The 24,588-nt window shown below is 52.6% G+C and carries 16 protein-coding genes; 8 read left to right on the top strand and 8 right to left on the bottom strand.

Features of this window, described 5'->3' with window-relative positions; genetic code table 11:
• Positions 1-361: 361 nt before the first annotated feature.
• Genes H6750_16905 through H6750_16895 form a run of 3 tightly spaced genes read left to right on the top strand, consistent with a single transcriptional unit; the run spans position 362 to position 9,343 of the window.
• Positions 362-5,860, top strand: a complete 5,499-nt coding sequence (locus H6750_16905; GenBank protein MCB9775988.1) for a DUF4347 domain-containing protein — start codon at positions 362-364, stop codon at positions 5,858-5,860.
• Complete coding sequence (locus H6750_16900; GenBank protein MCB9775987.1) at positions 5,817-7,832, top strand: cadherin domain-containing protein; 2,016 nt, start codon at positions 5,817-5,819, stop codon at positions 7,830-7,832. Before H6750_16905 ends, H6750_16900 begins: the two co-directional genes overlap by 44 nt.
• Positions 7,829-9,343: a diguanylate cyclase gene (locus H6750_16895; GenBank protein MCB9775986.1), complete on the top strand. Its 1,515-nt coding sequence runs from the start codon at positions 7,829-7,831 to the stop codon at positions 9,341-9,343. Before H6750_16900 ends, H6750_16895 begins: the two co-directional genes overlap by 4 nt.
• 219 nt (positions 9,344-9,562) lie before the next feature.
• Here the strand turns inward: H6750_16895 and H6750_16890 are convergent, their stop codons facing one another.
• From H6750_16890 to H6750_16870, 5 genes are all read right to left on the bottom strand, one after another.
• Entirely contained in the window at positions 9,563-9,844 is a 282-nt protein-coding gene (locus H6750_16890) for a hypothetical protein (protein ID MCB9775985.1), read from the bottom strand.
• A gap of 186 nt (positions 9,845-10,030) precedes the next feature.
• Positions 10,031-10,294: a TIGR04255 family protein gene (locus tag H6750_16885; GenBank protein ID MCB9775984.1), complete on the bottom strand. Its 264-nt coding sequence runs from the start codon at positions 10,292-10,294 to the stop codon at positions 10,031-10,033.
• 88 nt (positions 10,295-10,382) lie between these two features.
• Positions 10,383-11,249, bottom strand: a complete 867-nt coding sequence (locus H6750_16880; protein ID MCB9775983.1) for an HDOD domain-containing protein — start codon at positions 11,247-11,249, stop codon at positions 10,383-10,385.
• Positions 11,250-11,498: 249 nt separating this feature from the next.
• Positions 11,499-12,884, bottom strand: coding sequence for a DUF3422 family protein (locus H6750_16875; GenBank protein MCB9775982.1), 1,386 nt, complete (start codon positions 12,882-12,884; stop codon positions 11,499-11,501).
• Between the two features lie 178 nt (positions 12,885-13,062).
• Entirely contained in the window at positions 13,063-14,001 is a 939-nt protein-coding gene (locus H6750_16870; GenBank protein ID MCB9775981.1) for an alpha/beta fold hydrolase, read from the bottom strand.
• A gap of 335 nt (positions 14,002-14,336) precedes the next feature.
• Between H6750_16870 and H6750_16865 the strand changes: the two genes are divergently transcribed.
• Positions 14,337-14,879, top strand: a complete 543-nt coding sequence (locus H6750_16865; GenBank protein ID MCB9775980.1) for a hypothetical protein — start codon at positions 14,337-14,339, stop codon at positions 14,877-14,879.
• A gap of 152 nt (positions 14,880-15,031) precedes the next feature.
• Here H6750_16865 and H6750_16860 read toward each other — a convergent pair whose 3' ends face one another.
• Complete coding sequence (locus H6750_16860; GenBank protein ID MCB9775979.1) at positions 15,032-15,562, bottom strand: outer membrane beta-barrel protein; 531 nt, start codon at positions 15,560-15,562, stop codon at positions 15,032-15,034.
• Positions 15,563-15,854: 292 nt separating this feature from the next.
• Positions 15,855-16,121, bottom strand: coding sequence for a YtxH domain-containing protein (locus H6750_16855; protein ID MCB9775978.1), 267 nt, complete (start codon positions 16,119-16,121; stop codon positions 15,855-15,857).
• Positions 16,122-16,573: 452 nt separating this feature from the next.
• Here H6750_16855 and H6750_16850 point away from each other — a divergent pair, with 452 nt between their 5' ends.
• Together H6750_16850 and H6750_16845 are read left to right on the top strand one after the other, a co-directional pair.
• Positions 16,574-17,251 (top strand): hypothetical protein, encoded by a 678-nt coding sequence (locus H6750_16850; protein ID MCB9775977.1) that lies wholly within the window; start codon positions 16,574-16,576, stop codon positions 17,249-17,251.
• A 591-nt stretch (positions 17,252-17,842) separates the two neighbouring features.
• On the top strand, positions 17,843-19,531 hold the full coding sequence (locus tag H6750_16845) for a glutamine--tRNA ligase/YqeY domain fusion protein (protein ID MCB9775976.1): 1,689 nt from the start codon (positions 17,843-17,845) through the stop codon (positions 19,529-19,531).
• A 20-nt stretch (positions 19,532-19,551) separates the two neighbouring features.
• Here H6750_16845 and H6750_16840 read toward each other — a convergent pair whose 3' ends face one another.
• On the bottom strand, positions 19,552-20,178 hold the full coding sequence (locus H6750_16840; protein ID MCB9775975.1) for an rRNA pseudouridine synthase: 627 nt from the start codon (positions 20,176-20,178) through the stop codon (positions 19,552-19,554).
• A gap of 913 nt (positions 20,179-21,091) precedes the next feature.
• On the opposite strand from H6750_16840, the gene H6750_16835 reads away from it, so the two are divergent.
• Positions 21,092-21,832 carry a hypothetical protein gene (locus tag H6750_16835; GenBank protein ID MCB9775974.1) on the top strand — a complete coding sequence of 247 codons (741 nt, stop codon included), beginning with the start codon at positions 21,092-21,094 and terminating at the stop codon, positions 21,830-21,832.
• A gap of 111 nt (positions 21,833-21,943) precedes the next feature.
• On the top strand, positions 21,944-24,538 hold the full coding sequence (locus tag H6750_16830) for a DUF2791 family P-loop domain-containing protein (protein MCB9775973.1): 2,595 nt from the start codon (positions 21,944-21,946) through the stop codon (positions 24,536-24,538).
• Positions 24,539-24,588: the final 50 nt, after the last annotated feature.

The following is a 24,588-nucleotide window of genomic DNA, read 5'->3' as shown; positions in this document are numbered from 1 at the left end:
AGGCTCTTAAGGTGAAAAGTAGACAAAGGCAAGCCAATTCCCTATGCCTTCCGAAGAGACTGATCGATAACTGGAATGACGTGGTATTCAATGCCATTTCCGGTAACCCAACTTACAATATGTTTTCGATACGTGACAGAACGTCCACCAACAGTTAGTAGCCGGAAAATAACCCCCTAAAACGGTTCTTAATCCGCATCAAGAGTCTTTTCCCAAGGTCCGACAAAGGATATAGGAGGTCCTCCTTTTTGAGGGGACCACTCTGATTAAGCGATGACCTATGGGGTATCAAGCCTTTTTCAACAATTACTGACCAGAGATTATTCGTCATCCGGTTTCTAGCATGATTGAAGATCGTCACATGAAACATCTGCATGGCACGCCCGTGACGCAAGAAGCGGGGAAGAATGCCAGGACGATGAAACCTGATGCCCAGAAGAGGCGGAAGTCCCGAGCACCCCAGGAATCCACCCCCGGATTAACCGGAACCTGTCTCGCCTTAGAGCCACGGATCCTATTCGATGGAGCCGCCCTTGCTACGGGAGCGGAAGTCGTTCAAGACACCACCACGCAGGATCAACCGGGTGTTCCCGATGTCAAAAGTGAGACCGGTACGGATTCCACCACCACCGATGCTTCCAGGAGTGAGGCCATCTGGTCTTCCGGTCTTTCCCTCTCAACCCCGTCCGATCGGAAAGAGATGGTCTTCATCGATACGCGGGTTGAAAATTACCAGATGCTTGTGGACGGGATCGATCCGGCCGCGGAAGTGATTCTTCTGGATGCGAGACGGGACGGGATCGAACAAATTGCGGAATCCCTCAAGGACTGGAGCGATATCGACGCCATTCATCTCATCGGGGAAGGCACCGAGGCCGAGATGCATCTCGGTGCCACCTACCTCACACAAAATTCGATCAGTGGCCGCTACTCCAACCTCTTCACACAAATTGGACAGAGTCTGTCTGCCGACGCCGATCTATTGATCTACGGCTGTAACTTCGGGCGTGGAGCAGGCGGCCTTTCCGCTATCCAGGCCTTAGCGGATCTCACGGGAGCGGATATCGCCGCCAGCACGGACCGGACCGGACATGTCAGCGAATTTGCCAATTGGGAGTTAGAGGTCTCCACGGGCTTCATTGAATCTTCGATCGTGATTGGCCAGGCGACCCAGGATGCCTGGGAAGGGGTGTTGGCCACCTATACGGTGACCAACACGAACGATTCGGGTGCCGGATCCTTTCGCCAAGCCATCCTGGATGCCAATGCCAATGCCGGTACCGACAACATTCACTTCAACATCGCCGGTGCGGGCGTGCATACGATTAGTCCGACCTCCGCCTTACCAACCATTACCGGTGTGGTCACGATTGACGGGTACACCCAGACCGGTTCTTCGGTCAATACTCTTTCGACCGGGAACGACGCGGTGTTGCAGATTGAACTTAGTGGCATCAGTGCAGGAAGTGCGAACGGACTCAATGTCGGTGCCGGCTCCGCCGGCAGTACGATTAAGGGTTTGATCATCAATCAATTCAGCCTTAGTGGCATTCAGCTGAGCAGTACGGGCAATGTCGTGGTCGGTAACTGGATCGGGCTCAACAACACCGGCACCGCGGATCAGGGAAACACCGTGGACGGGATCACCATCAGCGCGAATAACAATATCATCGGAACGTCCGCTGTAGCGGACCGCAATGTGATTTCCGGGAACGACGATGAGGGGGTCGATGTGGATCCCGGCATCAGCGGTGCTGTGATTCAGAATAACTATATTGGCACCGACATCAGCGGGACGGCGGCGATCGGGAATGGCCAGGTCGGAGCAGGAACCTGGGGTGGGGTCCTTATTGACGGGGACAACAACACCATCGGTGGGTCAAATGCCGGGGAGGGAAATCTTATTTCCGGTAACCAACATTGGGGAATGTTGCTGTATGGTACGGGAAATACTATGTTGGGAAACCAAATCGGTACCAACGCCGGGGGAACCGCCGCAGTGGGGAACGTTGGCGAGGGCATTCTGATCGGCTCCGGGTCACACAAAATTGGAGGAACGACTGCGGGAGAGGGAAACCTGATCGCCTACAATACCAGTAAGGGTGTCAGCGTCACCGGTGGCACAAACAATTCCATACTCGGGAACCGGATTCATTCCAACACTGGATTGGGTATTGATTTGGGAACCAGCGGTGTCACCGCCAACGACGCAGGGGATGGGGATAGCGGAGCCAACAACCTACAGAATTTTCCGGTGCTGTGGACAGCCGATGTGAATTCGCCTACGCAAGTCACCATTGACGGGACTTTCAACAGTACGTCCAGTACAACCTTTCGAGTTGAATTTTTCAAGAATACCGTTGCAACTGGGGAAGATTCCTCGAGTCACGGGGAAGGTGAGGCCTATTTGGGGTTCACCACAGTGACGACGGATGGGAGTGGCAATGTTAGTTTTAACCTCACTCTGACCGCCTCGGTAACGGCGGGTGAATACGTGACGGCCACCGCCACAGAAGATCTTGGGGGCGGAAACTATGGTTCAACATCGGAATTTTCGCTGAATACCACCGCGGTAGCAGAAAATGATGCGCCGGTGTTGACGCCGTCCAGCCCGTCGTTGACGACCATTACGGAGGATGAGACCAACAACAGCGGCCACCTGGTTTCGGCGATCGTGGGCAGCTCGATCACCGATGTGGACAGCGGGGCGGCCGAAGGCATCGCCATCACGGCCCTGACCAGTGGCAACGGGACGTGGGAGTACGACATCGGGGGCGGCTGGACGGCGGTGGGGGCGGTCAGTGATGCCAGTGCGCTCCTCCTGCGTAGCACCGACCGCCTGCGCTTTGTGCCGGACGGGCAGAATGCCGACAGTGCGACGGTGACCTACCGGGCGTGGGATCAGACGAGCGGGACGGAAGGGACGAAGGTGGATGCCTCGACCAATGGCGGGACGACGGCCTTCTCGACGGCGACGGATACGGCGACGATTACGGTGACGGCGGTCAACGATGCCCCGGCTATCATCACTAACGGAGGGGGGCCCACTGCCGCCCTTACCCGGAGTGAAAATATTACTGCTGTGACGACAGTGACGGCCACAGATGTAGATGTACCGGCAGACACGCTGCAATATAGCATCATTGGTGGAGCGGACATGGCTCTGTTTTCTATCGGGAGTGGCACTGGCGTCCTTGTCTTTAATACCGCTCCGGACTTCGAGGCGCCCGGGGATGCCAACACGGACAATGTGTATGAAGTGACCGTGCAGGTCAGTGACGGGAACGGTGGATTCGACACGCAAGCCATCTCCGTTACCGTGGTCGATAACGTAGGCACTTTGACAGTCGATACGACCTCCGATACGGCCGATGGGGATACCTCCTCGATCGCAGCCTTGCTGGCGGATAAGGGGTTTGATGGGTTTATTTCTCTTCGAGAAGCCATTATTGCCACCAACAACACGGGTAATGATGGTTCGGCGGATCAAATCAATTTCAACATTGCGGGGGCCGGCCCGCATACGATCAGTCCGTCCTCAGCTTTAACCACCCTTACCGATGTCGTGGTGATTGACGGGTACACGCAGGCTGGTTCATCGGCCAATACGCTTGCGACTGGAAATGATGGAGTCTTGCAAATCGAACTGAATGGCACTGGTGCGGGTAGTGCAAACGGACTGACTCTTGGCTCGGGGAGCGCCGGCAGTACGATCAAGGGTTTGATTATCAATCGCTTCAGCCTCAGCGGTATTCAACTCAGTGGTGCCAACAATGTTGTGGTGGGCAACTGGATCGGTTTGGATAATACCGGGGCGGTTGACCAGGGGAACGCCATAGATGGTATTACGATCACCGCGAATAATAATACCATTGGCAGTGCCGCTGCTGCAGACCGCAATGTTATCTCCGGCAACAATGACGAGGGTGTTGATGTTGATCCTGGCATTTCCGGGACAGTCATTCAGGGAAACTATATCGGCACCAATATTACCGGCATTGCTGCCGTCGGCAATGGACAGGTCGGTGTGGGGGACTGGGGAGGAATCATTGTAGACGGGAGTAACAACACGATTGGAGGCTCAAATGCGGGAGAGGGAAACCTCATCTCCGGCAATAATCAATGGGGAGTGTGGATTATCGGGACGGGAAATCGTGTGCTGGGCAACAAAATCGGTACCGATGCCGCGGGAACCGCCGCCTTGGGAAACGTCGGCGATGGCATTCTGATATTCACCGCGAGTAACCAGGTTGGGGGTGTGAATGCCGGGGAAGGCAATCTGATCGCACATAACACCAATAATGGTGTGAACGTCAACGGAGGGGCGAACAATAGTATCCTTGGTAACCAGATTCATTCAAATACCGGTTTGGGCATTGAGTTAGGAAGTATCGGAGTTACCGCCAACGACGCCGGTGATGCCGATGCGGGGGCCAACGATCTGCAGAATTTTTCTGTGCTGGCTACCGCCGATGTAGATTCGCCGACCCAGGTAACTATAGACGGGACCTTCAATAGCACGGCCAGTTCCTCGTTCCGGGTTGAGTTTTTCAAGAATACCACTGCGACCGGCGAAGATCCTTCCGGTCACGGAGAAGGCCAAACCTATCTTGGTTTTACGAGCGTTACGACGGATGGAAGCGGCAATGGGAGTTTTAATCTCACTCTGAACGCTTCGGTAACAACAGGTGAGTTTGTGACGGCCACCGCCACAGAAGATTTGGAAGGCGGTAACTATGGTTCAACCTCGGAATTTTCGCTTAACACGACTGCGGTTGCGGAAAACGATGCGCCGGTGCTGACACCGTCGAGTCCCACGCTCACGACCATCACGGAGGATGACACGGGCAATAGCGGCCATTTGGTGTCGGCGATCGTGGGGAGTTCGATTGCCGATGTGGACACGGGGGCGGTCGAAGGCATCGCCATTACCGGCCTGACGAGTGGCAACGGGACGTGGGAGTACGACATCGGGAGCGGCTGGACGGCGGTGGGGGCGGTCAGTGATCTGACGGCCCTGCTCTTGCGCAGCACGGACAGCATCCGGTTTGTCCCGGACGGGCAGAATGCGGACAGTGCGACGGTGACGTACCGGGCGTGGGATCAGACCAGCGGGACGGAAGGGACGAAGGTGGATGCGAGTACGAACGGGGGGACGATGGCCTTCTCGACCGCGACGGATACGGCCAGTATCACGGTGACGGCGGTGAACGATGCGCCGGTGCTGACGTCGGCGAGTCCCACGCTCACGTCCATCACCGAAGATCAGACCAATAACAGTGGTGACCTGGTGTCGGCGATCGTGGGGAGTTCGATTACCGATGTGGACACGGGGGCGGTCGAAGGCATCGCGATCACGGGCCTCACCAGTGGCAACGGCACGTGGGAGTATGACATCGGGGGTGGGTGGACGGCGGTGGGGGCGGTCAGTGATGCGACGGCCTTGCTCTTGCGCAGCACCGATAGTCTGCGGTTTGTCCCGGACGGCTTAAATGCGGACAGTGCGACGGTGACCTACCGAGCGTGGGATCAGACCAGCGGGACAGAAGGCACAAAGGTGGATGCCTCGACCAATGGCGGCACCACCGCGTTTAGTACCGCGACGGATACGGCCTTGATCACGGTGATGGCGGTCAACGATGCCCCGGTGCTGACGCCAGCCAGTCCCACGCTCACGACCATCATGGAGGATGACACGAGCAATAGCGGCCATCTGGTGTCGGCGATCGTGGGGGCGAGTATCACGGATGTGGACACGGGGGCGGTGGAGGGCATCACCATCACGGGCCTCACGAGTGGCAACGGGACGTGGGAGTATGACATCGGGGGGGGGCTGGACGGCGGCGGGGGCGGTCAGTGATGCCTCGGCGCTCTTGCTCCGTAGCACGGATAGTCTGCGGTTTGTGCCGGACGGGCAGAATGCGGACAGTGCGACGGTGACGTACCGGGCGTGGGATCAAACCAGCGGGACGGAAGGGACGAAGGTGGATGCCTCGACCAATGGCGGCACCACCGCGTTTAGTACCGCGACGGATACGGCCAGTATCACGGTGACAGCGGTCAACGATGCCCCGGTGCTGACGTCGGCGAGTCCGGCACTCACCCCCATCACCGAAGATGAGACGCACAACGCGGGCGACGTGGTGTTGGCCATCGTGGGGGCGAGTATCACCGATGTGGACAGCGGGGCGGTGGAAGGCATCGCGATCACGGGGCTGAGCAGTGGCAACGGTACGTGGGAGTATGACATCGGGAGCGGGTGGACGGCGGTGGGGGCGGTCAGTGATGCGTCAGCATTACTGCTGCGGGCGACCGACAGTCTGCGGTTTGTCCCGGACGGGCAGAATGCGGACAGTGCGACGGTGACGTACCGGGCGTGGGATCAGACGAGCGGGACGGAAGGGACGAAGGTGGATGCGAGTACGAACGGGGGCACGACGGCCATCTCGACCGCGACGGATACGGCCAGCATCACGGTGACGGCGGTCAACGATGCACCGGTGATAAACAGTGATGGTGGCGGTCCCACGGCTGCAGTGAATGCGGTGGAGAATCAAACGAGTGTCACCACGGTTACGGCCACTGATGTTGATTTACCGGCAGATACGCTGACCTTCACTATCATTGGCGGAGCGGATGCGAGTCTGTTTTCCATTAGTAGCGGTACGGGGGTCTTGGCCTTTAATACGGCTCACGACTTTGAATCACCAGCAGATGCTGATGGCAATAATGTCTATGAGGTGACCGTCCAGGTGAGTGATGGTAATGGCGGTGTGGATACGCAAGCCATCTCCGTGACGGTGACCGATGACAATGATGTGCCGGCCATCACGAGTAATGGGGGCGGCCCCACCGCGGTAGTGAACGTGGCGGAGAATCAAAGGTTTGTCACGACTGTTACAGCGACGGATGTGGATCAGCCGGCCAACACATTGACCTATAGCATTCTCGGCGGGGCCGATGCGGCCCTCTTCGTCCTTGATCCTGCAAGCGGAGCGTTGAGGTTTGCGGTCTCCCCCGATTTTGAAATACCCACGGATGCCGACGGCAATAATGTCTACGAGGTGACCGTCCAGGTGAGTGACGGGAATGGCGGTGTAGCGACGCAAGCCATTCAGATCACTGTCACGAATGTGCAGGAGGGACTTCCCCCCCTGCCTCCCTCGCCGCAACCTGGTCCCACCCCCACACCGGCACCAAGCCCTCGTCCTACCCCGGAGTCGCCGCTTGATACTTCGCCCTCAGGGACACCCCCGATCGGGTTTCCGGATTCATTCGGGGGTCAATCCACAGCGGGGCGGGATCTTTCCCGTCATCCTGAACTTCAGTCCGTCCCTGACTGGAATAGGGTCTTAGAGGTTGCCCCGTTCCTCCGTCCAGGCTCTTTTGGAACCACCTCAGAACAAATTCGTGCATATGCTCCGGCCCCAGTGCTGCTTTCCAGCATCGAGCTGAGCCAGGAATTTCTTCAGCAGTTGAACTCTTTTGCCGATGATTTGGAAGAGACCACCCAACAAACCATTGACGAACGGTCCTTTTTCATCAGGATGATGGAATACACGGGGCTGGGCGTATCAGGAGTTCTTCTCGCGTGGCTGGTGAGAAGTGGCACCCTTTTGGCGAGCCTGTTGGCAACGCTCCCGGCCTGGCGCAACTTTGACCCTATTGCAATTTTGGATATGGATCAAAAGAGTCAGGAAATCTTGACAAAGAAAATGCGGGAAGCCGCAGAGAAGGAGAACCTGGAGCATCACGGATTAGATCGGATGTTGGACCAGGATATTGATCAATCGGGTCCTCCTTCCTCCACGTTCTCCTCCCGATCCTCATGAAACGACTGACGCCCATCTTTTGGATGAGTCTGGGGCTGGTATCCCTGACACTGAGTATTCTCTTAATCAGTGATTTGATGGTGGGGCTCATTCCGGACAAAGCTGCCCAAATCCTTACCTACCGGCAAAAGTTCAGCGAAGCGATGGCTGTCCAGTATTCCATCCTGGCGCAGAGGGAAGACAATCAGGGCCTCCAGCAGGCTTTGGATCTCTTGGTTGAACGGAATGGGGATATCCAATCAGTGGCTTTGGTCTTGGAAAGTGGTGAGATTATGGCCATGGCCGGGCCCCATCAGGCTCTCTGGACGCAACCATCAGGGGACCGGTCTACGCCTGAACACATTCAGATTCCCATTTTCAACGGGGACCTGCATTGGGGAACCTTACAACTCCGATTCCATTCACTGGAAACTAGTTTTTGGACCCGTGTCCTTGGTAGTGCCTGGGTGCGATTTCTTGCGCTGGTCATCGCGTACGGGTTTGTGGGTTATTTTCTGTATATGAAGCGTACGTTGCGGCAACTCGATCCCAGTTCTGTGGTGCCGATGCGGGTGCAAGCCGCGTTTGATGTGTTGGCAGAGGGTGTGGTGTTCCTGGATGGTGAGGACCGTATTGTGCTCGCCAATCGCGCCTTTAGTCTCATTGTCGATGTGGCTCCTCACGACCTGATCGGGAAAACACTGGATAGTTTTGAATGGAGGTCTTCCGACACGGTTGACCCGCCGAGCATCTACCCGTGGAAGACGGCGCGACAGGGAAAATGCTTGAAATTGGATGTGCCCCTGGTTTGGGAGAGGGTGGGAAAAACCGTGAAGAAGTTTCGAGTCAATTGCACTCCTATCTTGGGTCAACGCAAGCAGGTCCGGGGTATTTTGGTGTCTTTCAATGATGTGACGGTATTGGAAGGCACGATCCGGGAATTAGAGTTGTCAAAAACCGAACTGGAGAAACTGGCTCACCGGGATCCCTTGACGGGTTGTTGCAACCGACGAGCGTTATTCGAGGCGTTTGAAGAACTGTGGGAGAGGGCTCAACGCGATGGGAGTGATTTGGTCTGTATTATGGCGGATATCGACCATTTTAAGTCCTATAACGATCGGTTTGGCCATGCGGTGGGGGATCAAGTGATTCAACTCGTGGCAAAATTGTTATCAACCACTTTGCGTCCTTTGGATATTATTGGCCGGTATGGGGGAGAGGAATTTTGCATTCTCCTGCCTGGGCAGACGGCTGTCGAGGGCATGTTGGTGGCCGAACGGTTACGGGAAACCATTGAACTGTCGGCCAGTACCGCTATTCGCACGACGTCCGGGCAGAAAATTACGATGAGTTTTGGAGTGTCCGCGGCCACGTTAGGAGCTTCTGATTATTTGGAATTGGTGGCACAAGCCGACAAAGCTTTATATGTGGCCAAAGAGAATGGGCGAAATCGGGTGAAACAGTGGACGGTTGATGAAGCGGTCGCTGGGTCGGCTCAGGATGAGAAATTAATGAGTCACTCAGTATCCTAGCTGTAGCGGTGAGGGAGGCGTCTTTCAAGGAGGAAGTGTTGAAAAATGCCGCCATCGGCATTCTTGCAATTTGGTGGTGCCTATATACTCCTCCCTATGCTTCGCTCAACCAAACGGCTACGCCCTTGCTGGACAAGCCTTTTTTGAACCCACCCTTCTGTGAATTCCCGCGCTAATGAAATAAAGCCGCTCGTACAATGGGTGCTTTTTTGAGCGTGTTCAGGAGATGGGAGTCCAGCTTGAGGAGATCTGAGGTTTCATGGCCTGATGCAACAAATCGGTGATCCATAATTTGAAGAATCGTTGGGCGGCCTGGTGATATTCCGTCAGTTTTCCTGCGATCTCTGTCATCGCAAATTGTCCATTCACGAAAAAATCATGATCGATGAGATAGCCCATCTCCTGTATCGGTTGCGCGATCGGCACGAGTCCGTGTCGTACACACATCAGGTCATCTCCAGCATTCAGTCCCATCACCACTTCACTATGTGTGGCATTCATGGCTCCGGCCACTTCAGACCATGCGAGATCTCCTGTCCATTTGTTCTGTAGTAGTTGATTTCAATCTTTGTCCGTCAGGCCAAGGGCGGAACTCCGAATGAGATTTCTGAAACGTAACCCGATACGGGAGAGATACGGCTGGGGATATTCGTTCTCCACCGCCTTCGTCGCCAACCGGATATGCGTCTAAAAGGCGTCCCATCCCTCATATTGTCTGGCGACCAGTGCCAGAGAACCCGGGCTTAACACCAATTGTTCGCGCTGATCGGCACTGAGGAAGTTATAGGATGTTTTATCTCGTGCAAGAGAGAAATTTGGAAAAAGATTTTTGACTCGTTTCTGAAAATTGACCGGCGGAGCGGAAGATATTTGTAAATTTTGCGGGAAGGTCACTTGGCAGGTGACATCGAGTAATGGAGGCTGTTGGTACATGACGGACGAGTGCGTCATAGGATCCGGCCTTTTTTTTGAGTTGAGGGAGCATTCCGGTGTTCGGCTTCTTTTGGGTGACCTGCCGGGACTCAGGTTTCTCTCGTCTTTATGAGGCTGCCGCGGGCAGGCGTGCTTCTTCCATGAGAGTTAACATGCCGGAGAGCTGTTTGCCTGCTTCCATCATGCACTCCTTGAGGCCTTCCTCATCCAGCCCTGTTAATTTCCATGATTCAGGAGCCACGAGATTTTGCCATTGGGCATGCCCCTTGGGTGATTGGAACCCCTCCGTGAGTGCACTGGCCATATTGAGGAGTGCTGCTTCAAATCCGTGCTCGCTGGTCCCGGATGGATTGTTCTGGTATCGAATAGCGATTCCGAAATTTTTTGGCAGTTGCCATTCCTCAATGAGCGTCTGCCCCACTTCGGTATAATCAAATCCCAACAACTGTTGTTCCAGAATATAGACGGGAGAACCATCCTTGGCCGACTCTCGTAACACGTGTTCAGACGGTTCGGGAAGTTGCTCATAGAGGAGGAGATGTCCGATATCTCTCAACAGGCCCTCTACAAACATCCGTTCACTATCCACCAGAAAACATTTTCTTGCCAATTCCCGTGCGACCAGTCCACTAAAGAAGCTGTTGGACCAATAAACACTCATACTCATCACGTGTTGATTGAGGCCTGAGAAGGTTTTGGTAACCGAGATGGCGAGCGTCAAATCATGGAGGGGTTGCATCCCGAGGATTCCCACAGCCCGCGAAATGGTCTCGACTTTTCGAGGCATGGCGTAAAATGCGCTATTCACTAATTTCAGGACGGCGACGGTCATGCCAGGATCAATACTGATGGCCCTGGATAGATCGGCCATGGTGGAATCCGGATTATCGATGACTTTTTTGACTTGGAGATAGACCTCCGGCAGGGTAAAGAGTTTCGTGCAATTTTTTACCAGTTCCTCGGCAGTTAGCATGGTGATCCCTTCTGGTGCAGCTCTGGTGCTCAATGGCCTCAATGTCGACCGTTTCCTATAATTTTCGGATATTTCCCCGGGGTACTTTAAATGAATCTTTTTTTGTTCCGGGTCGGCTGTTGGGCCATGGAACTGGGCGGGGGTGGTTCACGAAACGGCTTGTTTGTGACTGGCATAGCAAGAGTCGCTGGCGTGTCAGATCAGGCTGCGGTCACACCTGTGAAGGAACGAGAAGTGTGGGAGGAAAGATCAGGTATGATCGGTGGCGGACGGAGGCATTGCTGTAATTTTCTTTTGGATGCGGTTTCTTCCCCATGTGATGATGGCAAATGAGAGGACCAGAGCCATGGGTACGAAAATCCCGGAGGCTAACGCATACCTGTCCAGCCAACCGAGTTCGTGCAGTGCCTTAAAGAGGTAGTTGGCCAGGCCACTTACGTAATAGGCAATCACGATTACGGAGAGGCCTTCCACGGTATGTTGCAGGACGACCTGGCTTTTGGTGGTCTTATCCAGGCTGGCCAGGAGATTCACATTTTGATCTTGTTGCGCCAAATTTTGTTCTTGTAAGAGGAGTTCCACCTTGGTGCGCAAGACCGCAATGGTGCCCTCAAAATCCTGTTCTAAGGCCTGAACCCGGGAGAGTAATTGCTGGTATCCATCCGCGACTCCCGTAATTTTCCATTGAAAATAATCGATGAGCGTTCGACCGTAGGGCAGCGGTTGCTCCTGGAGTGCCAGGGTATTACTGTGCACAATTCGATCATAGGGAACCGAAGCCGAGAGGCGATAACGCAGCGAAGCGGTCAACCGCCCCACCTCAAGGAAATCATGGGTTAATCCTTCCAGCCATTGTTGAAGGGTGCTATGTGTGGCTCGGTTCAGTTCTTTCGTGATAAGGGTTCGTTGATAAAGATGCCGCTGTTCGAAGATTTGAACCTGATCCACTGACCGGGAAAAGGCTGGATAGGGCAGTAAAATCAGATGTGTGTAATTTTCAAGAGTCGTCAAAATTGTCATGAGCCTGGCGAGTTTCTGCCGAAGCAAAACGGGATCAGAAGCCCAAATGATATATCGTTCTCGATCATGTTCGTCTGGAGTAAAGCTGGTGGCCACGCAGATGTCCTCTCCCAGAACTTTGCTGGCATACATTTGTGGTCCGGGGAGAAGGGTTCCCAATTCCTCCTGGTCGTAGGCACGCGCAGGGATGACCAAAAGATCCAAGGCGTTGACTTGGATGCCCAGCGGAGAAAAAGGAAACACATAGTCGGGAAATCTCAACGGTCCGAATCCTAATGGTTGGGTTGCGTGAGAGGGGATATGCCAAACCTGATAGCTGTAATATTCAGTGTGAGCCTCCCAAATGGCAATGAGTCTGTCCCCATTCGTTCCTACCTTTACTCCGAATCCAACTTTGTCTTCCATGACGGCGTGGGAGGGATCAATCTCCAGACAGGCCAAAAGCTGTTGAAACTCCTTTCGACTTTGAGGGCGTTCAGCTGCCGGGTTCGCCATACGATAGGCCGTGTGATGCACATGGGCGGGCACATCCAGCCAGCCTTCCAAATATTTTTCTTGCGCCTTATGCATTTGGCGAAGAATGCCTTTTCCTGGGGATCCGGGTTTTAATTTCATGGACGTGTGGAAACTTCTGATGGGAGTCGTGAAGGAAAGGATTGGCTGCGCATTTGAACAGAGTTCTACCTCACCTTGGCGGTCTCAGGCAAGTGGGGACTAGGTGTGAAGGGCATTGAGTGTGTGAAGGGGGGGTTGAATGGCGTTCGAAGGGAATGAGTCCAGGAACCGATCATGGTCATGCTGAGTTGAGTTGAGCATGAATCCAGTCGCATAGACGGTTTTCAGCCCAAAATGGATCCTCATGATTTTGGTGCCGTTGAAAAAATCCGCAATGGCCCCCATGAGTAGGCGCCTCAAGCTGGATGAAGGGATTAGCGTCAAGAGCAGGGTCGGCAAACATGTGGTAGGGGATAAACGGGTCGTCTTGGGCTGTGATGACGAGGGTCGGGATGGTGATTGAAGACAGCGCATTTCGAGCGGCGCTTTGTTCGTAATAATCTTCAGCATCTCGATATCCTCCGTCTGGAGCCGTATAGATTTCGTCAAATTCCCACATAGTTTTTATATGAGAAAGGTGGGAGAGATCCCACCGACCTGGAAAGAGGCAAGCTTTTTTGCGTAATTTTTCCGCTAGGCTTTTCAGAAAATAGCGATGATAAATCCAGTTGGAGGGGCGTTGCAGGGCGCGGACACAGGCTGCAGGCTGGATGTTGGGACAGACGGCTGCGACTCCACGAAGGGAGGGGAGAGTGGTTCCATGCTCGCCAGCTAATTTGAGAGCAAGATTGCCTCCCATGGAATATCCGATGAGCCAGGCTGCGGTGCAGCCATCCTCATCGGTAATTTCTTGAATAATCCTGCCGTAATCCTGGCTGAGTCCATTGTGATAGAGAGTGGGTGTGAGGTGTTCGGATCCCCCACAATTGCGTTGATTGATGCGAATGCAATTCCATCCCGCATTCCAACATTTTCTGGCCAGACCCCGCATATAATGGGATTCGGTGCACCCTTCGAGGCCGTGGATCATCAGAATCGTGGGGTGTTGTGAGCGGGAGGGTTGCCAATGACATTTTGTGAGGAGGCCCACCTCGGGAGAGATTTGAAAGATACGGTCCTGTGTGGGCATTCCGGATGGGAAGCTTTCACGGGGCCACCAGCGCGGGAGAAGGGTCATGCGGTGCGGGCCGTCTAACCACGGGTGTGGAACAAATGGTAGGGACGGCCACAAACAATGCTTAATCATGGGATAGCGGGGTGAGGCTTACGATGAGGGCTTTTCGATTGTCTCTCATGCTTGGGATACCAAAACTCCTGTGCGTGCGACAAGTCTGGACAAGGGCATTATGCAGGTAGTGGCCAAATGGTTGGGTGTGATCACCTTGTCCGGAGAGTGGCTATTTGACAGGGCACGGGAACTTTCGGTAGACCACCTCAGGATTTTATCCGTTGTTCGCTCATTGTGTTTGACTGAAATCCGTCAATCTTTACCGTAGGATCGTGGACGTGTCTATGAAAAAACCGAAGTCTTCAGAATTTTCAGGAAGCCGGGAAGCCTTTCTCATTTTTATTGTGGTGGCCTGCGGAATTATGGCGACCATTTCAGTGAATCTGTTCAATCAATCGTCTTCGGATCCTAGCGAAGCCCGCGTGGGGGAATCCACCAGTCCGGAGCAACAAAAATCCCCATCCGCCAAGTCCCCGTCTGTGGAGCTGACCGACGTACCACTGGCCACGGGCACCGAGCCGCTGGAAAAGTTGTTTGTGCAATCCGGTTGCGCGGTGTGTCATACCATTCCCGGTATTGCTCCTGCTTTGGGACGTGAGGGGCCCCGGTTAGTCTTGGGGACGAATGGACCGCTTCGATTGGCGGACCCTCAATATCAGGGGTCGGCGACAACCATTCGTGAATATATCGTGGAATCGATTTTGAATCCAGGCGCGTACGTGGTGCCTGGCTATTCCGACCGGGTGATGCCCCGGTGGTATGGAAAGCGGCTTAATGCGATGGCGTTGGATCGAATGGCTGAGTATTTAGAAAACGTGAAGGAGTAAAAAGCCTCGGGTAGCTTCAGACGAGGTAGATGGGATGCGTCCATTCTTCTATGATTTTGATGTAGGCGCTCCCAATCCCTTTAAGCAGGTCCGTTACCCCGGTTGTGGTCATCTATACGACCGCCTGCCATCGTGACGGTGGTGTGAGGGGATTAGGGTTGGAACCGAAAGCCGAATAACATCCCGATGTTGAAATTGTCGCTACTTTTCCGATTATTCAGTTCAATATCCTGGAAGGTCAATATGAGTGTACTTGACAGATCAACGGTCCGATTGATCTTAAACGCTGCGGTAGCCCCAAAAGGAAAGCTATAACTGACATCGCTGTCATCACGACGGCCTTGTTCCAAATCCGCATAGACAAAGCCAATTCCGCCAAAAGGAATGACGGTGACTGCACCGATGGGAATGTAGTACCGACCGATTCCGGCCAAGGTGACTTGCGTGAGGTCTCCACCGGGAGAAAACAAGAGCTGTGGGCCAACAGAGACTTGTGAGTTGAGAAAATAGTCTCCCTGGAAACTAAGTGTGAACACCGTGTCGTCGGTGGTATCTGATAGGAACCCGATATCCGTTCCCACCCCCCACTTGTTTTCCGCACGTACAAAAGGACTGCCCACTGAGAGCGCAAAAAGAAGGGCTAAGACGGCTATGATCGTTTTTACCCACTTATCGACCATCATGTCTCCTTTTCCTTTTGGTTAAATAGGTTGTACGATCGATGGGACTCGCTTTTTCCTTATTTCTGAACCATCGCCTGGTCATGAGTGTTGACCAGGCCGTTCCAGCTTAACCTGGTTTTCACAACTCCCCTCTTTCCTGGATCCGTATGGTATGCCACCGACCACCTGAAGGCCCAAGAAAAAAGGAAGATGAGACCTTTTGCCCCTGCTCCTCCCGGCTGTTGCCAGCAGAAGCTGGAAAAGATGGGAGGGTGCCGGGGACTCTCAGTGACGTGAGTTCAGGAAAACTTCTTTAATGTTTTGCGGTATCCTCTGCCATTTTCTCGGTGCTTTCCATTGCTTCGTTGAGGGCTTCTCCGGTTTTTTCGGCCGCGTTATCCATGGCTTTCCCAGTGCTTTCCATGGCCTCTTTGACGGATTCGGTTGTTTTTTCTGCCGCCTGATCGAGGGTCTTCCCGGCTTTTTCCGCAGGACCTTCCGTTTCCCCGCACCCTGAAAGAGAAGCCATCAGTCCAAGCGCACAGGCGAGACTTAGCCCTACTAGGGAAAATCGATTCATAGCAGAAACCTCCTGTTAAAGTTGGGGAACACCTTGCTGTCCATCCTTTTGGTCCCTCGTTCCAGAGGGGTATCGATTCTGGAGAAGGGGTTGAATGGGGTACGAGGACCAATCCATGCGTGAATGAACTTAATCTATTGTACTCTAATTTGAAGAAAGATCAATGATAAGTAGGTAATTTTTTTTACGTGAATGTATTGCCTGACCATTGACCTGAGTAAAACCGGAAAACTCAGAAATGGCTCAGGACCGCGGACGTCTGGGATGAGGTTTTTCCGGAATCTGGTTGGGACCTTATCGGGTGGTTATGACGGAATAGGGGCACGGTTCATCGGGAGGTGATGTCTGATGTATTTTGTGTCTTAACTTTTTCGAATACCTGTCGATAAGACTAGTACGTCTCATGGGAATAGTAAGGAGAAAACAACAATTTTTTTGCGCTTGAGGTTGTTATGGCAAAACCAGTTGGAAAGCTTCGAAAAATAAATTTAAGTGAAGTGTGGGGAAATGAGGCTGACGGGTTTGCTTCATGGCTTCAGCAGGATGAAATTTTAGACATCTTGGGGGAGACGATCGAGCGCCCTCTCAAGCCGGCTGGAAGTGACATTCCTCTCAGTATTTTGGCCGGAGGCGTTCTCGCCAAAGATGCAAAGACCGGAAGTTACGTGATTGTGTTGGGTCATTTGGAGGGCATTGACCCCGACGCGCTGGGTAAACTGATTATGTATGCCGCGGGGCTCGATGCGAAGACGGTGGTGTGTGTGGCCCAGAGTATTTCTGCGGAGATTCGCCAAACCTTGGATTGGCTGAATGGCGTTTCCCGTGATGAAGTGACATTCTATGGCGCTGAACTTGAGTTATGGCGCATTGATGATTCCGTCCCTGCTCCCAACTTTCACCTTGTTTGTCAGCCCAACCTGTGGGCCAGGCAATTGAAAAAGGGGCAGGATGAGGGTGGGGAATCGAAAGCTGCGAAGGGATCTGAGTTTGCTGAATTAAACGCGAATCAGGAAGAAGGCTCGAAAGGGCCAAAAGAGAAAGGCGCAGCCCCACAGGGAAAAACGGGTGCAGTGGGCAAAGATGGAGTCTCCGTGCGTCAGAATTTTGTGTATACCAAAACCTTCTCCTAAAATCCGATTGCGGTTCCTCCGCTGCTGGTTGTTTTTTTAATCTTTTTTTAATCCACTTCATCTCCCATACAGGTAACAGGGAAGGAGTCTCCTGAAGGGCGTTAAGGCGCTCTTCACTGGCATCCCTTTCGCGGCCCAATTCAGGGGCCTTCATTCGAATTCCCATATGAATCGACGCAACCCTGTGGCAGAGGTTTGCCAGTTTGTCTGCTAAAGCCGGATAGCCTTTGCCCCTTGGGACCCACGTTTTCTCTTTGAGCGTCATGCCCCCCCATTATTCTTGAGAGTCGCGGCGCTCATGCCTTTTTTGTCCGGATCCGGTTTGACGGGTTTGGGTCACCCTCAAGGATCGAATATTGTCCTGCTCGTGTTGAGAGTTGGCGCGACTCATGGTAGCGTGGGGGCACCTGTACTCTCCACGCCTGGCGAATACCCCACAGGTCGTTTGGAAAAGTTATTGGGGAAGGCCGTTCTCGGACCTTTTCGGACAATCTCTCTGTCTGGAAACGGGAATCAAACAGTCCGAGCCTTGTTTTTGGAAAGGCGAGTTGCTGAAAATTTTTGCAGTTAATTTTTGAAAGCTTGTTCATTATGTCGTCACCAGACCAACATGTTTCCATCGACTTTATCAGAGCCAAGGTTATTGCCGACCTGGAAAACCAGACTACTGGCAAACGAGTGCACACCCGTTTTCCCCCTGAACCTAACGGGCATTTACATATTGGTCATGCGAAATCCATCTGTTTGAATTTTGGCATTGCCCGGGAATTCGGAGGTCTGTGTAATCTTCGTTTCGATGATACGAATCCGACCAAGGAGAGCATGGAATATGTCTCTTCAATTCAGGAAGATGTCCGGTGGTTGGGCTTTGATTGGGAAGATCGCCTCTTTTTTGCCTCGGACTATTTTGAGCAGCTGTATCAATTTGCGGTGCGACTGATTCAAACCGGCCATGCCTACGTCGATAGTTTAACGGCCGAGGAAATCCGGATTTTTCGAGGGACGCTGACTGAGCCAGGGAAGGATAGCCCGTTCCGGAATCGCACCATTGAAGAAAATTTGGCCTTATTTACCCGAATGCGGTCCGGAGAATTTGAGGACGGGGCCCATGTGTTGCGTGCCAAAATAGATATGGCCTCGCCGAATATTAATCTGCGAGATCCAGCTTTGTATCGTATCCGACATGCCTCGCACTATCGGACCGGGGATGACTGGTGCCTCTATCCCACCTATGATTTTGCGCATCCTCTTTCCGATTCGTTAGAGGGCATTACGCATTCGTTGTGTACCCTGGAGTTTGAGGATCACCGTCCCTTATATGATTGGTTGCTCCGGGTGTGTGAGGTCTCGAGTTATCCCCAGCAGATAGAATTTGCCCGTTTGAATCTCGGGCATACGGTGATGAGTAAACGCAAGCTTCACCAGTTGGTGGAGGAGAAGCATGTGAACGGGTGGGGAGATCCCCGGTTGCCCACCTTGAAAGGGCTGCGGCGTCGAGGTTATACGCCTGAAGCGATTCGCAATTTTTGTGAGCGGGTGGGAGTGGCGAAACGTGACAGTGTGATTGAAATGGCCTTGTTGGAGCATGCTATTCGGGAAGATCTGAACCGGTCGGCTCCACGGGTGATGGCGGTATTACATCCGCTGAAAGTCATTATTGAGAATTATCCGGATGGGCAGGTTGAGGTCTTAGAGGCGATCAATAATCCTGAGGATCTCACTCAAGGCAAACGGGAAATCCCTTTTTCTCGTGAGCTATTTATTGAACAAGATGATTTCCGCGAAGATCCACCGAAAAAGTTTTTTCGCTTATCTCCAGGACAGGAAGTACGTCTGCGCTACGCCTATATTATTCGCTGTGTCGGTGTCGAGAAAGATCCCGAAACCGGAAAAGTGACGGCTTTACGATGTACTTTCGATCCTGAAACGAAAAGTGGCGGGAGCCAATCGAGTCGAAAGGTGAAAGGGACTCTCCACTGGGTCTCTGCTCAGCATGCCCTTCCTGCCGAAGTAAGACTGTATGAGGCCTTGATGACTGAACCGAATCCAGGTTCGGGGAGTGATCCTCAGGACCTGCACCATCTGCTCAATCCACATTCCTTGACCGTGTTGTCTGATTGCCAGGTCGAACCCGGTCTCAGCGGAGCGCCATCAGGTAGTCGGTTTCAATTTGAGCGGCAGGGATATTTTTGTCTTGATCCGGATTCTACTCAGGATCGTTTGGTGTTTAACCGGACGGTACCTCTTCGAGATACATGGGCGAAAATTGAAAAGAAGTGAGAACTCTTTCACCAAGGGGTTCAACCCCGATGTCTTGCTATGTTGGAAATAGCCAACAATTGCATCTCCTCGTCTGGTGTTGAAAATCTCCATGTCCCTGCGGGGATATCCAGGGTCAAAGGCCCGATTTGTACGCGTTTGAGATCGAGAACTTTGAGCGGCGTGTGAAATTTTGGATCTTTCAGGGCATGAAAGATTCGACGGAGATGCCGGTTTTTCCCTTCCTGTAAGACGACCTCCAGCTGCGTTTTAGGTCCGACTTCTCTTTTTTTTATAACCCTGTGCACTTTTAATATTCCGATGGAAGTGGGAACTCCCTGTAACACGCGGGATAAGTCATCGTCTGAAATTCTTCCCCGGATCTCAACCTCATAGGTTTTTTCGCATCCGCCCGGCGCGGTGAGCCGGTCAACCAATTGTCCATCTTGAGTCAAGAGCAAAAGGCCTCGGGAGTCTTTGTCCAATCGGCCGATTGGTACCCAGCCTTCCTGCATTAAGAAAGGCGGTAGGAGATGATAGACTGTCTTTCTCTCCCTCTCATCATTTCGAGTCACCAGATACCCTTTGGGCTTATGGAACAGGATGACGCTGGTTCGCGCCGGAGGAGAAGGTCCTGCTCCGGCCCCCAATCTCTTAAAGTCAGGCATAATTCTTTGTTTTGTTGAATCGACAGTTGCCGAGGAATCCGTGCTATCTGTTGGTCCTTGTCGTACGACACTTATAAGTTCTGACTCCCTCTTTGCCATCATGGTTGGTTCTTTACGAGAAATGGCTCCATTGGGGGGGGCCGGTTCTCTGATCCCATCCCATTAGATGATCCGATGGTGGGCCAAGCAATTGGACTCTGTACTTTATAAGTTTTTCATTCCTGTCCGTTTCAATGGCATACGGTTCTGCTCAAAGCCTTGGCCGGACCATACATATGAACTCTGATGAGTGTTGCGGACCTGAAATCGCCGCCGGAGGCATTTCGCAATAGAAAATTTTCTATAAACCCTTGTTTTTTTAATAAAAAAAGATGAAATGTTCGGGGAAGAAAGTCCTGCATATTGTTTTGTAGAAATTTTGGAGTTATTTTCTTTAAAGAAAGGGTATGTTTTTTTAGGCATCGAGTAAAGACCTGTAAAAACCCTGCCGATACAGAGAGTAGAGGCAGGAATGAAGAACCGCTATCCTGGGGGTCTTCGACATGTTTGGGAAAATCTGTTTTGTCTTGGCCATGGTTGCTCTCGCTTGTTGCGTAACGGTGCTTTCCTGGTTTGGATGGGTCCATGGAGTGTCTTGGTCAAGGCGTAAAACCTGTTATCCTCATCATGAGTAAAGATCTCTCAGCTCATCTCCCGACACCTGCCTCTTTTGTTCGCGTTTTGTAGTTAAGAACCAACACCATTCTTTTTTTTGACCGGGTTATCAGTATTCCTGAGTGCTTGCGGGTTTGAGGTTGACTGCTGGAATGTCGGGTAAGCCGGGACTGGCTGTCCTGGACTTTCTTCGGACCCGGCACCACACTCATATCCGGCGATCGACGAGTGAATACTCCCGAACAGGAGGTCCGGCGACATGTCGAGCAGTAAACGACCGCCCAAGGAATTACACCGCTATCCACGAGTGGTAGAGACCGTTCCCAACTGGCAACGTGAGGAGACCTATCCCTGCGCCCAGAGTTTAAACGATACATTTTGGCGGTGGGAATTTCTCCGTCGGCGTGCAGATTACCGGAAGGATTGGGAACAACATTACCTGCAAACCTACGATTTTGATCTGTCCTGTGCCAAAGATCCTCAATATCCCACCCGGTATCGCAAAAAAGTATTTACTCCGGATCATCCCGCATTTAAAGCTCGAATGCCGAATTCATTAGAAAAATACCATCTCAATGGCCTTCCAAATCCATCCATTGCCAAACCCTGGATGTTGTCATTTGATTCGAATTACGGCCGGATCTATTTCGGACAGGGACCGGATTGGCTGGGGGGAGGTGAGGAGGTCACCTTGTGTTTGTCGGAATGGCGAATGGCGGCCGTGTTTGATCTAAAAAAGCCGTTGTCGGGCCAAATAGAAAAAGTGAAGGCAGATCTTCTGGAATGGCAGAAGCATCAAGTCGGTCGAAATCTCGAACGGCGTAAATGTCGTGATGAATGGCCGATGTATCTCCGCGTGCTGGATGCCGTGGATCTCGGCGTGCCGTTTCATGAAATCGGACGGACGTTATTTCATCTACAGGATGATGACATATGTGAAGCGCGAGCCAATCAATTATATAAACGTGCCTGTCAAATGAGTGTGCATTTTCCTGTGTAAGAGGTTCACGGTTACGGGAGCCCGTCAGAGTGTGGACATGGTCATTGATTCAAGTGTGGAGTGGGAGAAGTCTGAAAATTTTGGCATGTACATGGGGGAAGGAACCGCACGATGAGTAAATTAATTGAGGCCTTAAATCGCTTACAGTCCGTGAGAACAGAAGAAGGTCTTCCTTCCTCCCTTTCTTTGCTCACTGACTCACGTCGGGACAAGTCGGAATCTGTGCAACACCGTCAGCCGGATACGAAACCCTCGTCCAGAAACCATACTCCCGCCGAGGAGAGTCCACGATTTAATCTGGCTCTCGGCGAATGGCTGGGCATTCTTCACGATGAATATCTTGGGAGTTTTGTCCGTGAAGGGGGTGGAGCGGTCAAGTTTGCCGTGTTTCCGGGTGAGGACGTATTGAAAGTCTGCCAACAGGAATTAGAGGGACTGGCCAAACGTGAAGGATATGTCCTGGCAAAAGTCGATGCGCGATTCACAAAAGCCCACATGATCGAGCGACTATTTCAGAAAATTGCCAAACAAATAGATTGGGATGAACTCGCCTATCGGTTCCTCCAAAGGTTGCTCGAAGAGCATGGACATCAAATTCCTTCAGACCGACAAGAATTCTCGTTGCGGCAGGTTGCGATAGTGAATGAACGCAAGGAGCCCATGCTACGCCGGGATATTCAAACATGGATGGAAAAAGCCATTGAAGGCGATTCGGGCCTGTGCCGTGAATTTCGCATGGCGATGATCCGGCTGTGTATGGCTCAGTTGGATGCCGGCGATTCCGATCGTGTCCTGGCCACAGCGGTGAAAGAGTGGTTATGTGGAGACCTTCGACTTGTGAGTGGAGTCAAAAAGGCGCTCATTTACCAAAAAATCTCGCGTCATAATGCACGGTACATGCTGTCTTCTTTAACTCGCTGGCTTCGATTAACCGGACAGGGAGGCCTCATTCTCTCACTTGACATCTCTCGGTATCTTATGAAAAAGGATGTCCTGCCGAATGATGGCTCTCTGTCATTTTCTCCATCAGCCACCATAGATTTGTATGAATTGCTTCGTCAATTTATTGATTCGGCTGATGAGATGGAAGGCTTGCTGATGGTAGTCCTGGCTCCGCAGGAGTTCCTGACCGATTCCCGCCGTGGCGTGGATCGGTATGAGGCTTTGAAATTGCGAGTATGGGATGACGTTCGTCCGAAGCACCGTCAGAATCCATTGTCATCCTTGGTCAGGATTCAAGATCATCATCAGCCGGTTTCTGAGGGAGAGCATGCGATTTCCACCAACACGCCGAGGAGAATGGTGCCTGATGGAGAAGCCCGTCGTGTCATTGAAGGTCTTCGGGCGGGGGTGCCGAACCGGCATGTGGTGACAACGCTTGGATGCCTCCAGCCAGAGGCGGAAGGACGCTTTCGGCGGTTATTGGAAGCCACACAGCAAAACATTACGACGGGTCCGTGCCCCCGTGGGATGGTGATCGAGGGCGCGTTCGGCAGTGGAAAATCCCATATCCTGGAGTATCTCCAAAACCTGGCGCTGGATGCCAATTTCATCTGCAGCCGGATTGTGATCAGTAAGGAGACGCCTCTGTACCACCCTGTTCGTTTGTATTATTCTGCGATCGAAGCTGCGGTGATCCCCGACAAACGAGGGGAAGTGTTTGCGGAAATTGCGGGTCAATGTGATGTCTGGGCACCCCGCTATAAGGATCTTGTGACATGGGTGAATAATCCGGAAAGTCAGATTGATCCCAGGTTTGCCGCGACGTTGATGCTGTATGAACGATTAAGCTCTGATATGGAGTTGGGCCACCGGATGACGCGATTTTGGACGGGAGACCCCATCGGGGTAGGGGATTTAAAAAAGTACCTGCAAGAAGCCGGATTTGGAGAGCGGTATGCGTTTGGAAAAATATCGGCCGCAGAATTGGCGCTTCAGCGCTTTCACTTTGCGGCTCGACTGATGCAAGCTGCGGGATATGCCGGGTGGATACTCTTGATCGATGAAGCCGAACTGATTGGCCGATATTCGGTGAATCAGCGCGCGAAATCCTATGCTGAAGTGGCACGCCTTATGAATTTGGATGGTGGTCCTCCTCTGCCCGGATTGGGTGCTGTGCTGGCATTAACCACTGATTTTCGGGAAGAGGTTCTAGAGAAAAAGGGTGACAAGGTCAAACTTTTGGAGAAACTTCGAGCCAAGAATACGGAGGCCGAACGGATGTTGGCCGACAAAGCAGAGAAAGGCATGAGCTTATTGGAGTCCCAACGCATTCCTCTTGGACAGCCACCGAACGATATTATTCAAGAATCCTATCAGACGATTCGATCGCTTCACCTGAAAGGGCATGGGTGGCATATGTGGGAAAATGCGGCAAATGATCCGGCCCAAATTATCCCAGGAACCAGTATGCGGAAATATGTGAAGAGTTGGGTGACACATTGGGATTCACTTCGTTTCTATCCCGGAGAAGCGTGTGAAATCGAAGTGTCGGCATGGAAGCCGTCTTGTGTTGAGCAGGGAGATCCCCAGGAAGCCAACCCGGAAGAGGGCAGCCAGCAGGGAAGCCATGGGGGGCGTTTTGCGGTGGAAACCGATTCGACCATGGCGGGAAAATCTGAAGACCAGGAATTTGCTGCCCACGGGACTCCACACACCTCCGGCTCCTTCACGAATGGCCCGAATGGTCCTAAAACTACTTTCTAACTCAAGTTCTGACCTTTTGGCGGAACCCCTCGCGTTCATGATAAGGTAGG

It is taken from the genome of Nitrospiraceae bacterium, from assembly GCA_020632595.1.
Taxonomy (GTDB): domain Bacteria; phylum Nitrospirota; class Nitrospiria; order Nitrospirales; family UBA8639; genus Nitrospira_E.
Note: the sequence above shows the minus strand (reverse complement) of the source record. Positions and strands in the feature narration are given on the sequence as shown.